The sequence below is a fragment of the Maribacter ulvicola genome, assembly GCF_900155985.1.
In the GTDB taxonomy this organism is placed as follows: domain Bacteria; phylum Bacteroidota; class Bacteroidia; order Flavobacteriales; family Flavobacteriaceae; genus Maribacter; species Maribacter ulvicola.
The window spans coordinates 410,279-422,394 of record NZ_FTMA01000002.1 but is presented as its reverse complement, the minus strand read 5'-3'; the positions used below and the strand labels follow the sequence as shown (position 1 = coordinate 422,394).

The following is a 12,116-nucleotide window of genomic DNA, read 5'->3' as shown; positions in this document are numbered from 1 at the left end:
ATTGATTAAACAATATATATGTTGCCATTGTATGAAACTAATTATTATTCTTAAAATCAGAAATCATTTCAAAAAGCGAATTAGGAGCCCTGCCCGCTGCTTTTTCATAACCTGAGGCTATATTAAGAGCGCTGGCTTTGATTTCCTCATAAATTCGGGCAAGGACCATTCCCTCCGTAACTATTAGCCCTGCAAAAAAAATGAATTTTAGGTGGATGCGTAGGATAGTGATCCTCTATTTCAATAATTCCAGCAAAAAAAAGGTAGTCACATCTAGGCACTCAAAACTACTAGGATTATCAATATCATGAAAGAATATATGGGGGATTTCCTTTTAGGATTACATTTTTAATACCGCTCCAGGAGGAATAAAATACGCTATTTCACTACAAAAGGTAAGTATATAGTTTCATACAGGTAATTAATTTAATAAAACCTATTTACGTTTACTTCACCACATTGATCAATTCGTTGCCATTTTCAAAAGCCTTGATATTCTCTAAGGTAATTGTGGTTATTTGGTCCATAGCTTCTTTGGTAAAGTATGCTTGGTGAGAAGTAATTAATACATTAGGGAAACTCATTAGTCTTAATATTTGCTCATCTTGAATGATATGTTCGGATAAATCTTCAAAGAAAAGGTTTTCTTCTTGTTCATATACGTCAATACCTAAGTATCCAATTTTCTTTTTAATGAGCCCTTCAATAGTATCGGCAGTATTGATTAAAGCGCCTCTACTCGTGTTAATTATCATAACACCATCTTTCATTGTAGCGATAGATTCTTTGTTGACAATATGTTTTGTATGCTTGTTCAATGGGCAATGCAGCGAAATGATATCGGCTTGCGCACACACTTCTTCTAAAGACAAAAATTCAACGCCCATTGCCACCACCTCTTCGTTTTCTGCAATGTCATAAGCAATAATTTTACATCCAAAACCATTTAATATTTTACAGAAGGTAGCTCCAATTTTCCCCGTTCCAATAACACCAATAGTTTTTGTATTCAGGTTGAAACCAATCAGATTTTTTAGGGAAAAGTTGCCTTCTCTTACTCGGTTATAAGCCTTATGAGTTTTTCTATTTAAGGTTAGGATTAGCGCCAAAGCATGTTCAGCAACTGCCTCTGGTGAATAAGCCGGTACTCTTACCACTTTAATATTATGATTTTCAGCGGCTTCTAAATCTACATTGTTATATCCTGCACAACGCAACGCTATCAACTTTACACCATTTGATGCCAACACTTTTATAGTAGCTTTATCTACTACATCATTAACAAATACGCAAACGACATCATTTCCTGTAGTTAGTTTAGCAGTATCTACATTTAGAGCAGTTTCATAGAATGAAAAGCTATAGTTATATTTATCATTGTACTTTTCAAAATATTCTTGGTCATAAGATTTTGTGCTAAAAACGGCTATTTTCATATAGATATAATTGCTCTTTTATTTTGGGCTGAAATTACTTAAAACATGCTTAAATTAAATGACAATTATCATGTTTCTAGTTTAAGTTTGTGGATCTCTTCTAAATAACTGAATTAAGTCAAATACCAATACGCAGAACACCACCCATATGATTCCAGCAATGAATCCGCCTGCTATATCCGAAGGAAAATGAACACCTAAATAAATTCTGCTTATACCAATGCTTAAAATGATTGTTATTAAAGCGATAATCAATACATATTTCATCACTTTATGCATAGTGAACTTGGTGACCAGAAAAATTAGAAATCCGTAGAACGCCATTGCACTCATTGCGTGACCGCTTGGGTAACTCAAAGTTTCTACAGAGACCAAATGTTCTATTCCAGGTCTTGCGCGATCAATAAATCGTTTTAACATCATGTTAGAGATAGTGGCCAATGCCAAAACTAAGGATGCCTGCAACACATATTTCCATCGTTTAAAAACAAGAAGAGAGACTAACAGAAAAGCAGTTAGTACTATTAAATAGCCATAAATATCACCAACATGGGTCATAAATTTAAAGTAGCGCGTAAGAGTAGGAGTGCGGTAAGAAATTACATAATCCGTAATTGCCGTATCATAAGTGGCAAGGGTTTCTGTCTTTAAGGTTTCTGTTAATTCTACAAATATATTTATACCACCAACAACTATGATAAGCGCAATAATCACGGTAATTACATAGGGTAATGTAGTGTTATACTGGTTTAATTTATTCGCTAAAAATTCACGAAGCGATTTTATAAATGCAAAAAGGGATTGTTTCATGAAACGCACTATTTATTTAGCCGTAAACATAGCAGTTATTGGATAAAAGTAGTGTTTCAAACAAATGGATAACTGACTCGATAGAGTTAACCTGTCCATTCTTTATGATGCTACGTACTATTCTAATTTGGACGAGTATACCATGAACCCTTATCTTTATACGATAATAGAATTGTTAGAAATTATGAAATCACCAAACTGGAAAACAGCGATAGAATTTGATGATATTACCTATAAGAAATGTGACGGCGTTGCCCGTATAGCGTTTAACAGGCCTAACGTGCGTAATGCCTTTAGACCACATACTACAAGTGAACTTATTAAGGCGTTTTATGATGCTCAAGAAGATACTTCTATTGGAGTGGTTCTGCTTTCTGCAGAAGGTCCTTCTACTAAAGACGGCATATGGTCTTTCTGTTCTGGTGGGGATCAGAAAGCTAGAGGAGAGAAAGGCTATGTTGGTCAAGATGGTCAACACCGTTTGAATATTCTAGAGGTACAACGAATGATTCGTTTTATGCCAAAGGTGGTTATTTGCGTAGTGCCGGGTTGGGCCGTTGGTGGCGGACATAGTTTGCATGTGGTTTGCGATATGACATTGGCGAGTAAAGAACACGCTATTTTTAAACAAACCGATGCCGATGTTACCAGCTTTGACGGTGGATACGGATCTGCTTATTTGGCTAAAATGGTGGGACAGAAAAAAGCTCGAGAAATATTCTTTTTAGGAAGAAACTATTCTGCGCAAGATGCTTTTGAAATGGGTATGGTAAATGCCGTTATACCTCATGATGAATTAGAAAATACCGCTTTTCAATGGGCACAAGAAGTATTGGAGAAATCACCTACTTCTATAAAAATGCTAAAGTTCTCTATGAACCTAACCGATGACGGAATGGTAGGTCAGCAAGTATTTGCAGGTGAAGCAACAAGATTAGCCTACATGACCGAAGAAGCAAAAGAAGGTAGAAATGCATTCTTGGAAAAACGTAAACCTGATTTTGGAAAGAATAAATGGCTACCGTAAGTTGGTTGTCCGTTGATGGTTGTCCGTTGATGGTTGTCCGTTGATGGTTGTCCGTTGATGGTTGTCCGTTGATGGTTGTCCGTTGATGGTTGTCCGTTGATGGTTGTATTAAAAAAGTTCATTTCTCCAAAAGGAAAAATGAACTTTTTTAGGCTAAGGGCTTAGCACTTTTTACTTCCTACTTTTCACCTGAGAACTGATCACCGTCTACTGAGCACTGTCAACTGAATACAGAATACTGAGCACTGAAACACCTGTAACTAAAAAGAGTCCGATCTGTGAAGATCAGACTCTTTTACGAGAACACTATATGAAAATGAAAAATCTTTATGTCGTTTTTAATAACACTGTAAATGTATATATCATTTAACCTTCTTTGAAACTATTGTTGCCAGACAAGAGGATTCTGTTGTGAACTGCATCAAATATGTGGTATTGTGTAGAAAAGGTTAAAATTTAGACCCTTTTATCGAATAGATGCTATGATTTCTTTTAATAGGGTATTGAATTGTTCATCCGTTTGTTCTTTTAACCCGGTTCTTACGACTACCAAATCTTTTGATGGAATTATAAAGATGCGTTGCCCTTGAAATCCGTTAACCGAATATAGATCTGTAGGAATGTCTTCATATTTTCCTTCGGCATTCAACCAAAAGTGTGCTCCGTAGGTTCCGTTAGAATTAATGGTTGGCTTAGAAACATAGTCTGACCAAGATTCTGAAAAGATGCGATTACCGTTCCAATCTCCCTTATTCAAGTATAGCAATCCAAATTTTGCCCAATCTCTAGTGGTTGCCCATCCGTAAGAAGATAATATATAGTTTCCTGTTAAATCGGTCTCTAAAAGCATAGAGTTCATCCCTATTTTATCGATCAATTCTTTATAGGGGAAGTCTAAATAAGTTTGATGCGAATTAAATTGCTCTCGTAGAATTCCTGAAAGTAAGTTGGTGGTACCAGAAGAATAGTTCCAAATTTCTGTAGGTGGGGCTACAATTTTCTTATTTCGCTGTGCCAAGGTCATATCAGAATCTAAGAATAACATACGGGTAACATCAGAGATTTTAAAATAGTTCTCTTCCCATTCCAATCCGCTTTGCATTCGTAATAAATGGTTTAGCGTAATGTTCATTTTCTGATTCTTCATTCGTATCTCATTAGAAAATGGTTTGTACTCCAAATCAATTTTATCTTTATACTCCAAAATACCATAAAGCGTAGCTAAAATACTTTTGGTCATGGACCACCCTAGAATTTTGGTATCCTTAGAAAATCCTTGAATGTAGCGCTCACCAATGATTTGGTCTTTATGAACTACTAAAAGAGATCTTGTTTTTTGTTCAGGATCTAGAAAAGCATTTTCGAATGCCACTTCTAATATATCATAAGCAACATTTTCTAAAACAGTATCTATAGTTCCGTTGTTACCATAGGGGAAAGGCAGGGTGTCTTTTACTTTAAATCTATTGGGGACAATATGGAAATTATGCTTGGAAAACTCTTTATTGGTAAGTACAGCACCAAGTCCCTCTTTATAGACGGCAGTTCTTGGCATGAGTCCGTATACCGTGGCAGATGCAGATTTTTTCTCATTTGACAACTCAGAATCTGCCAATTTAATCATTGGCATGTTATTGTCATTCAATGTAATATCGTCTTTATCCCTATTTGCAATAAAAACACTGGATGCCATGTTTTTAGAGGCATAGCCAGAAATTAAATTTAGTTTTGGATAATTAAAATATGCCGCGGCAATGATACTTACTAAAATTATTCCAAGAAGTAATTTTATTTTCTTCATTATTATCGTGTTCTTTACTTAATTGTTGGTGGTGTATTACTCCAGTTTTTCCCACGTTTTATCAGCGGTTAACCTAAAGCTACCTATATGGTTAAAATTACATTCTTGAGGTAAGATCAAGGATAGAAATGTACTTTCATCTTTGGCTTTGTAAAGGTGGTATGCTTTACCAACAATGGGTTCAAAGCTAAATTTAGCACTATAGACAAGGTTGTTATATTCAAAATTATCCATAAGTTTTTTATACGTTGCCTGTAGGGCTTCATATTGCGCCTTAAATTGATTATTGGCACTTACTATATGGGTGTTTTTCCACGAAGTAACGTCTGGTGGCGTAATTTTTGGAGCTGATACTCCCGTAGCAAAAGGGGATAGTTTTCCGTGATACTCTTGTGTGTCCTCGTTAAAAACTACGTTATCTGGTTTCTTTTCTTTTTTCATAGCCTTACAAATTTAAAGAAAAGCAAGCATTTATATCTTGCTAGATTATAGAGGTATAGGTATCTTCCATTCTTCAATTCCAAATTTAATAAAACTATCAAATTTTAATGGATTTTAAATCTGTCATCTATTTTATTTCGCTATGCTTAATTGTATCGTGTAACACAGAGAAACGTAAGAAGGAAGTGGTACTTTATAAAACCTATTGTGCCAGTTGCCATATTGCGCCGAATATCAATGATTTGCCCAAACATATTTGGAAAAATAATGTACTTCCAGAAATGGGAGCACGTTTAGGAATCATAACACCGGAACACCATCCCTATTACAAACATTCTTTTGATGAGCAAATTGCTATTATAAAAACCGGAATTTATCCTAGCAGACCTATTATTAAAGAAGAAGATTGGAATTTACTGGTAGACTACATTCTTCGTATGGCACCTGATAGTGTAGTAAACAATCCGATTAAAATAGAAAATGCTGAGCTTTCTCAATTTAATACAAAACCGATAACTCTAGATAGTGTAAAAGGTAATTTATATACTTTTTTAAAGATAGATACACTACATCATAAGATATTAACGGGTGATAGGAGGGGCGTACTTTCCGCTTATAATTTAGATACACAAAAAAATGAATTATTGAGTAATTTTAATTTTGCCATTACCGATGCAAGAATTATAGGAGATCGTATTTTTGTGACCAATATGGGAGTTATGGATCCCAATGAAATACCTAGGGGAAAAGCAGTTATAAGAAATGGAAGTGCTACCGCCGTTTTACAAGATTCCCTACACAGACCGGTACATACCTTATATACCGATTTAAATAATAACGGTAATGAAGAAATAATTATAAGTGAATTTGGGAACCTTAAAGGTAAGTTGACACTACTAGAAAAGGATGCATACGGATTTTATAATAACAAAACGCTATTAAATGTACCAGGGACTATACGGGTTATCTCCAAGGATGTGAATAACGACGGAAAAGATGATCTGGTGGTTATGGCTGCACAAGGTGATGAAGCAATCTATTTTTTGTATCAGAAAGAAAATTTAAACTTTGATATAGAAAAAGTATTGCGTTTTAATCCTGTGTATGGTTCTAGTTGGTTTGAACTGGTGGATTATAATGGGGACGGATTTGATGATATTGTTACCGTAAATGGTGATAATGCCGATAAATCTATTATTCATAAACCTTACCACGGCATGCGTATTCACTTAAATGATGGCACTAATAATTTTAAGGAAACCTACTTCTATCCTTTAAATGGTGCCACAAGGGTTATTGCCAATGATTTTGATAAAGATGGCGATGTAGACTTTGCCTTACTGGCAACTTTTCCTGACTATGAAAAGCATCCGGATTATAATTTGGTGTATCTAAAAAATGAGGAAAGCGCTACATATTCTTTTACTTCTGAACACTTTGCAGACACCAATATGGGTAGGTGGTTTTTGATGGATGCTGCCGATATTGATCATGATGGCGATGATGATTTGGTACTAAGCGCTTTAAATTATTCTTTTACTCCCGTGCCAGAATATTTAGAAGAAGCCTGGAAGGAAAGTTATACCGACCTATTAATTTTAGAAAATAAGCTACATTAGTAGGTATGATAAAACAATTGTTCATTGTAGTTTTCTTGTCCATAGCTTTTAGCTGTTCAGAAAAACCTGTGAATGACAAGTATAATTGGGTTCCTTTAGAAGTTACGGCAACTGCCTATAATTCTCTTCCGTACCAAACGTCTTATGAGCACCCGGCAATTACAGCTTGGGGAGATTCTATAAAACCTGGTCAAAAATGGATCGCCGTTTCTAGAGATTTATTAAAGAAAGGATTAAGCTATAACACCATGGTGAAGATAGATACCTTTGAGGGTGTTTATTTAGTAAAAGATAAAATGCATTCTCGTTGGCGTAACCGTATTGATATTTACATGGGTGAAAATATCAAGCTAGCAAAAGAATGGGGAAGAAAGAAAATAACCATAACCTATGCCGTTGAAAAAGATAGCATTGAACGTATTAAATAATGAAACAACCTATATTTTATCTGGTATTAGTCTGTATTTTATCTGCTTGTTCTTCTACAAAAACCATTGTGGAGCATCCTATTACATTTAATGAGGAACGTAAAATATTGACTCTTGAATATCTTCAAAATAGATACGGACTTGTGCAAGATTCTCCTAAAATTGAACCTAAAATGATTGTACTGCATTGGACGGTCATACCTACATTTGAAAAGTCTTTCAAAACTTTTGACCCGGTTACTTTACCAAACTGGAGACCGGATATTAAAAATGTAAGTGGCTTAAATGTGTCTTCTCAATTTATGGTAGATAGAGACGGTACTATTTATCGGTTATTGCCAGAAACTACCATGGCACGCCATGTTATTGGTCTTAACCATTGTGCTATCGGTGTGGAGAACGTTGGTGGTACCAAAGAGTTACCCTTAACAAAAGCGCAATTAAAATCTAATATATGGTTGGTGAAGTATTTAAAGGAGAAATATGATATTGACTACTTAATAGGCCATTATGAATACACCCTTTTTGAAAATCATCCACTTTGGCTAGAAATTGATGAAGGCTATAGAACTGTTAAAACAGATCCAGGAACTGAGTTTATGGCTAACGTTAGAAAGGCCGTGAAGAATTTAGAATTTAATGAGTTACCAAAAAAACAATAGAAATAAAATTAAAATAATGAAAAGAATACTACTCTCTATACTTAGCTTATGCGCATTTTCTGCTATAGGGCAATCAGATAATATTACAACTCAATTATACGACACTTACGAGAACTACAAAGAAAGTACTATTGGTAAACGACGTATTAAAAGAGAAGATATACAACCACTTATAAATACACTTTCTGCTAATGATAAATTTAAAGTAAATACCGTTGGTAAATCTATTGGCGGTAAAGATTTAAGCTTGATCAGTATTGGTACTGGCGAAACCAATGTTTTTCTTTGGTCTCAAATGCATGGCGATGAACCAACGGCAACGCAGGCAATTTTTGATATCCTTAATTTCTTCGATAGCACAGATTTCAAAAAAGAAAAAGAAGCTATTCTTGCCAATCTTACAGTTCATTTTTTGCCCATGCTAAATCCTGATGGAGCGGAGCTTTACCAACGTAGAAATTTATTGGGAATAGATATTAATAGAGATGCCTTGCGCTTACAGTCTCCAGAATCTCAAACGTTGAAAAGAGTTAGGGATAGTCTAGATGCCGATTTCGGATTCAATCTTCACGATCAAAGCACTTATTACAATGCGGAGCGTACCGACAAACCAGCCACTATTTCATACTTGGCTCCTGCGTATAATTATGAGAAAGACATCAATGAAACTCGTGGTAATGCCATGAAAATCATTGTGTTCATGAATGATATTCTACAAAAATATGCCCCAGGTCAAGTTGGTAGATATAATGATGATTTTGAGCCAAGAGCTTTTGGTGATAATATTCAGAAATGGGGAACTAGTACCATTTTAATTGAATCGGGCGGATTTCCTGAGGATATTGAAAAGCAAGAAATCAGAAAACTAAATTATACTTCTATTTTATCCGCCATATATACCATCGCTCAAAAATCTTATGAATCGATCGGTATTGAAGAATACGAGAAAATTCCGGAGAACGATAGAAAACTGTTTGATCTAAAGATTGTAGGTGCAAACTATGAACTTATGGGTAGTACGTATACTATTGATTTGGGTATCAACCAGATTGAAGTAGATTATCCAGACCACAATTCTTTTTGGTACAGTAGTAGGATTTTAGATCAGGGAGATCTTTCTACCTATTATGGGTATGAAACTTTAGATGCCACCGGTTATACCATAAAGAAGGCAAAAGTATATCCAACGACATTACATAATTTCAGTGAGGTTGAGGCATTGAACTTTAATGATATATTAAAGCAAAGTTATGGTTATTTGCGTTTATCATCATTTCCTGCAAAAAATATTAATTCCCCTTTTCCTGTACACTTGATTGGAACAAAATTTACAATTCCCGAGTTGAATTTAATGCCAGGAATCAACCCTACATTCTTTTTAGAAAAAGACGGAGTTATAGCATATGCAGTCATTAACGGGTTTTTGGTAGATTTAGAAAAATCTGACATTCAAGTTCCAAATGCAATGATTTTCAGGTAGTAGGTTTAAATCTAAAGCATAAAAAAAGGGAAGCAATTGCTTCCCTTTTTATGTATATAGAACTGTTGTAATCCTTACATAGTATCTTCTGCATCTAAAAGTGCAAAGAACTTATCTAGATTAGGTAAGATGATAATTTTTGTTCTTCTGTTCATTGCCATATGATCTTTAGTATCATTTTCTACTAAAGGTAAGTAGCTACTTCTTCCTGAAGCAATTAATTGAGAAGGATCAACATCATATTCTTTTTGTAGCTTACGTACTATTGAAGTAGCACGTTTTACGCTAAGGTCCCAATTATCGGTAACTGTTGGCGTGTTAATTGTTCTAGAATCTGTATGGCCTTCAACCATAACTTCCATACTTGGCTCCGATTTGATAACATCAGCCAGTTTTTTTAAAATTTTATCTGCCTTGCTGCTTACCCTGTAGCTAGCCGTGTTAAATAATAACTCATCAGAGATATTGATCATCACTACAGTTTTATCAATGCTTACATCAATGTCTTCACTTTCGTCAGAAATTGATTGCTTCAATTTATAAGAAACCGCTAAGTTCATTGAATCTTGTAAGGTTTTTGCACCGGCTAATTTAGCCGGATCAACATTTTTCAATGTATTTCTCATCTTAGCTTTGGTATTGTTACTCATAACGGTAACATCGTCAACGCTATTTAGCTGGCTATCGTTCAATTCTTTTAAGGAGTTGATCTTAGAATTGTACTCCTCCACACGAGCTTCAATTTTAGCCATTTGAGCTTGTAGCTCTTCTTTTTCAATTTGAGTCTTTTGTAAGGTACTCTGCGTTTGAGATAGGTTTCCTTCTAATGCAACGTATTTCTTTTTAGATACACATGAAGTCAAAAGGGCTACCGATACTATAGTAACTAAGGATAATCTTTTCATTTTGTTCTCTTTAAATTTATAATATTCTAATCGGTTTTATATACGGGACAAAACGAGAAACGGATGTTCAAATAGTTTGAGCAATTTCCCTGATTCAGCCAATATATAGCACAACAAAATGATTATCAATAGGTTGTTTACAGCATTTTTAGGTAAAAAAAAAGAAGCATTTTCATGCTTCTTTTTTAATTTGTTGATGAATTACTTATTGGCAACCACCAGTAAATCCGTTGGCACTAAACTTGGTTTGTACTGCTCCATGTCTAGAACCTGTATTAATTTCAATAGCTAAATTATTTTCACCGCTACCATCTCTTTTAGGACTACAGTATTCAAATAAGTAAAAGCTATTTGCTCTTTCCGATACTTTTTCCGAGATGTCTCTAAAGGTTCTTTCCAACTCATCCTTGTTGGTAGCAAATACACTAGCTGTTTTACCTATTGCAGTTAAAACTTCTGTGTCTATTTCTGCTCCTAGACCAATACTAAAAAATGATATGTTAGCATTTGCCTCATCTACCTTTTTTAGTGCATCTTCTTCTCTAAAACGAGAGGCCTGATCTGTACCATCAGTAAATAGTACTATGGATGCTGCACCAATTTTACCGTCTGCAGTAGATACCTTCACTAAATCAGACGCAATATCTGTTGACTTTATTACGGCACCATATAAATCTGTAGAAGGATCATTGCTGATATCATCGGTTATACCTTCTACCGCATCTTTTAATTCAACTCTTGAAGAGGTTAAATCATTTAATAAATGTAATTCATCCTCACCATCAAACCAATAAATAGCCATTTTTACAGCTTCAGATGAAGTTGATGGCATAACAGCATCAATAAAACTAGTAGATGCCAATTTCAATTCCTCAAGGCTACTGCTTAGTACACTATTACTTAAATCTAACACCAATAAGGTATTGTTAGAAAAAATCTGCGAGTTCGGTGATATACGTGCAGAAGATTCTGATGTAGATATGGTATTAAAACAATCATCGTTTCTACCTTGTTCATAAATGGTAAACTGATTTGCTGTTAAACCTGGTACAGGATTTCCGCTAGTATCAGACACTCTAAAAAATACAGATACTTTACCGGGCAAGGTTGTATATTGATCCTGTATAGATAAAACAAGTTCTCCTTCTTCCAGTCCTAAACAATCATCAACCACCGTACCTTTTCCTAGTCCGTCACCTGTATTTAGGTCCAAATTAACATCGTCATCAGCATTACCACAAGAAACAAGTAGTGCTAAAATAAATAACACTCTAAAAGACTTCCAAATTTTTTTCATATTCATTAATTATAGGTTCAACTAGCAGAACGGTCAAAGTTTATTTAAATTATGGCGAATAAAAAAATTAATGTTAAAGATTGTTAAATAGAATTGTACCAAGTATCTAAAATTGTCAAAATACCTTAGTTTGTTAGCGCTAAGGTCTAATAAACTTTATAAATATTAGTCTTAATTTCACTACATTAGAAGTCGTAAAACTGGTTATTA

General features: G+C 34.7%; 12 protein-coding genes. 5 read left to right on the top strand and 7 right to left on the bottom strand.

The window, feature by feature from the left end; all coding sequences use genetic code 11:
• Positions 1-37: 37 nt before the first annotated feature.
• The 3 genes from BW936_RS20055 to BW936_RS10615 form a co-directional block, all read right to left on the bottom strand.
• Complete coding sequence (locus BW936_RS20055; protein ID WP_262493998.1) at positions 38-169, bottom strand: hypothetical protein; 132 nt, start codon at positions 167-169, stop codon at positions 38-40.
• Between the two features lie 277 nt (positions 170-446).
• Positions 447-1,436 carry a 2-hydroxyacid dehydrogenase gene (locus BW936_RS10620; protein ID WP_076548358.1) on the bottom strand — a complete coding sequence of 330 codons (990 nt, stop codon included), beginning with the start codon at positions 1,434-1,436 and terminating at the stop codon, positions 447-449.
• Between the two features lie 81 nt (positions 1,437-1,517).
• On the bottom strand, positions 1,518-2,246 hold the full coding sequence (locus BW936_RS10615; protein ID WP_076548357.1) for a phosphatase PAP2 family protein: 729 nt from the start codon (positions 2,244-2,246) through the stop codon (positions 1,518-1,520).
• Between the two features lie 184 nt (positions 2,247-2,430).
• Here BW936_RS10615 and BW936_RS10610 point away from each other — a divergent pair, with 184 nt between their 5' ends.
• On the top strand, positions 2,431-3,273 hold the full coding sequence (locus tag BW936_RS10610) for a 1,4-dihydroxy-2-naphthoyl-CoA synthase (RefSeq protein WP_076548413.1): 843 nt from the start codon (positions 2,431-2,433) through the stop codon (positions 3,271-3,273).
• 466 nt (positions 3,274-3,739) lie between these two features.
• Here the strand turns inward: BW936_RS10610 and BW936_RS10605 are convergent, their stop codons facing one another.
• Both BW936_RS10605 and BW936_RS10600 read right to left on the bottom strand, forming a co-directional pair.
• Entirely contained in the window at positions 3,740-5,074 is a 1,335-nt protein-coding gene (locus BW936_RS10605) for a serine hydrolase domain-containing protein (protein WP_076548356.1), read from the bottom strand.
• A 36-nt stretch (positions 5,075-5,110) separates the two neighbouring features.
• Entirely contained in the window at positions 5,111-5,515 is a 405-nt protein-coding gene (locus BW936_RS10600; RefSeq protein WP_076548355.1) for a DUF2452 domain-containing protein, read from the bottom strand.
• Positions 5,516-5,622: 107 nt separating this feature from the next.
• On the opposite strand from BW936_RS10600, the gene BW936_RS10595 reads away from it, so the two are divergent.
• The 4 genes from BW936_RS10595 to BW936_RS10580 are packed head-to-tail and all read left to right on the top strand — an operon-like array spanning position 5,623 to position 9,704.
• Positions 5,623-7,134, top strand: coding sequence for an FG-GAP-like repeat-containing protein (locus tag BW936_RS10595; RefSeq protein ID WP_076548354.1), 1,512 nt, complete (start codon positions 5,623-5,625; stop codon positions 7,132-7,134).
• A 5-nt stretch (positions 7,135-7,139) separates the two neighbouring features.
• Positions 7,140-7,562: a 3D domain-containing protein gene (locus tag BW936_RS10590; RefSeq protein ID WP_076548353.1), complete on the top strand. Its 423-nt coding sequence runs from the start codon at positions 7,140-7,142 to the stop codon at positions 7,560-7,562.
• Positions 7,562-8,224 (top strand): N-acetylmuramoyl-L-alanine amidase, encoded by a 663-nt coding sequence (locus BW936_RS10585; RefSeq protein ID WP_076548352.1) that lies wholly within the window; start codon positions 7,562-7,564, stop codon positions 8,222-8,224. Before BW936_RS10590 ends, BW936_RS10585 begins: the two co-directional genes overlap by 1 nt.
• A gap of 16 nt (positions 8,225-8,240) precedes the next feature.
• The gene (locus BW936_RS10580; protein WP_076548412.1) at positions 8,241-9,704 is read left to right on the top strand and encodes a M14 family metallopeptidase; all 1,464 of its coding nucleotides are present in this window, start codon (positions 8,241-8,243) and stop codon (positions 9,702-9,704) included.
• Positions 9,705-9,778: 74 nt separating this feature from the next.
• Here the strand turns inward: BW936_RS10580 and BW936_RS10575 are convergent, their stop codons facing one another.
• Complete coding sequence (locus tag BW936_RS10575; protein ID WP_076548351.1) at positions 9,779-10,609, bottom strand: OmpA/MotB family protein; 831 nt, start codon at positions 10,607-10,609, stop codon at positions 9,779-9,781.
• Positions 10,610-10,814: 205 nt separating this feature from the next.
• Positions 10,815-11,906, bottom strand: coding sequence for a vWA domain-containing protein (locus BW936_RS10570; RefSeq protein WP_076548411.1), 1,092 nt, complete (start codon positions 11,904-11,906; stop codon positions 10,815-10,817).
• Positions 11,907-12,116 lie beyond the last annotated feature (210 nt).

What these genes read in the sequence shown, in the direction of transcription:
- BW936_RS20055 (WP_262493998.1), bottom strand. Translation starts at nt 169, where the DNA reads ATGGTCCTTGCCCGAATTTATGAGGAAATCAAAGCCAGCGCTCTTAAT.
- BW936_RS10620 (WP_076548358.1), bottom strand. Translation starts at nt 1,436, where the DNA reads ATGAAAATAGCCGTTTTTAGCACAAAATCTTATGACCAAGAATATTTT.
- BW936_RS10615 (WP_076548357.1), bottom strand. Translation starts at nt 2,246, where the DNA reads ATGAAACAATCCCTTTTTGCATTTATAAAATCGCTTCGTGAATTTTTA.
- BW936_RS10610 (WP_076548413.1), top strand. Translation starts at nt 2,431, where the DNA reads ATGAAATCACCAAACTGGAAAACAGCGATAGAATTTGATGATATTACC.
- BW936_RS10605 (WP_076548356.1), bottom strand. Translation starts at nt 5,074, where the DNA reads ATGAAGAAAATAAAATTACTTCTTGGAATAATTTTAGTAAGTATCATT.
- BW936_RS10600 (WP_076548355.1), bottom strand. Translation starts at nt 5,515, where the DNA reads ATGAAAAAAGAAAAGAAACCAGATAACGTAGTTTTTAACGAGGACACA.
- BW936_RS10595 (WP_076548354.1), top strand. Translation starts at nt 5,623, where the DNA reads ATGGATTTTAAATCTGTCATCTATTTTATTTCGCTATGCTTAATTGTA.
- BW936_RS10590 (WP_076548353.1), top strand. Translation starts at nt 7,140, where the DNA reads ATGATAAAACAATTGTTCATTGTAGTTTTCTTGTCCATAGCTTTTAGC.
- BW936_RS10585 (WP_076548352.1), top strand. Translation starts at nt 7,562, where the DNA reads ATGAAACAACCTATATTTTATCTGGTATTAGTCTGTATTTTATCTGCT.
- BW936_RS10580 (WP_076548412.1), top strand. Translation starts at nt 8,241, where the DNA reads ATGAAAAGAATACTACTCTCTATACTTAGCTTATGCGCATTTTCTGCT.
- BW936_RS10575 (WP_076548351.1), bottom strand. Translation starts at nt 10,609, where the DNA reads ATGAAAAGATTATCCTTAGTTACTATAGTATCGGTAGCCCTTTTGACT.
- BW936_RS10570 (WP_076548411.1), bottom strand. Translation starts at nt 11,906, where the DNA reads ATGAAAAAAATTTGGAAGTCTTTTAGAGTGTTATTTATTTTAGCACTA.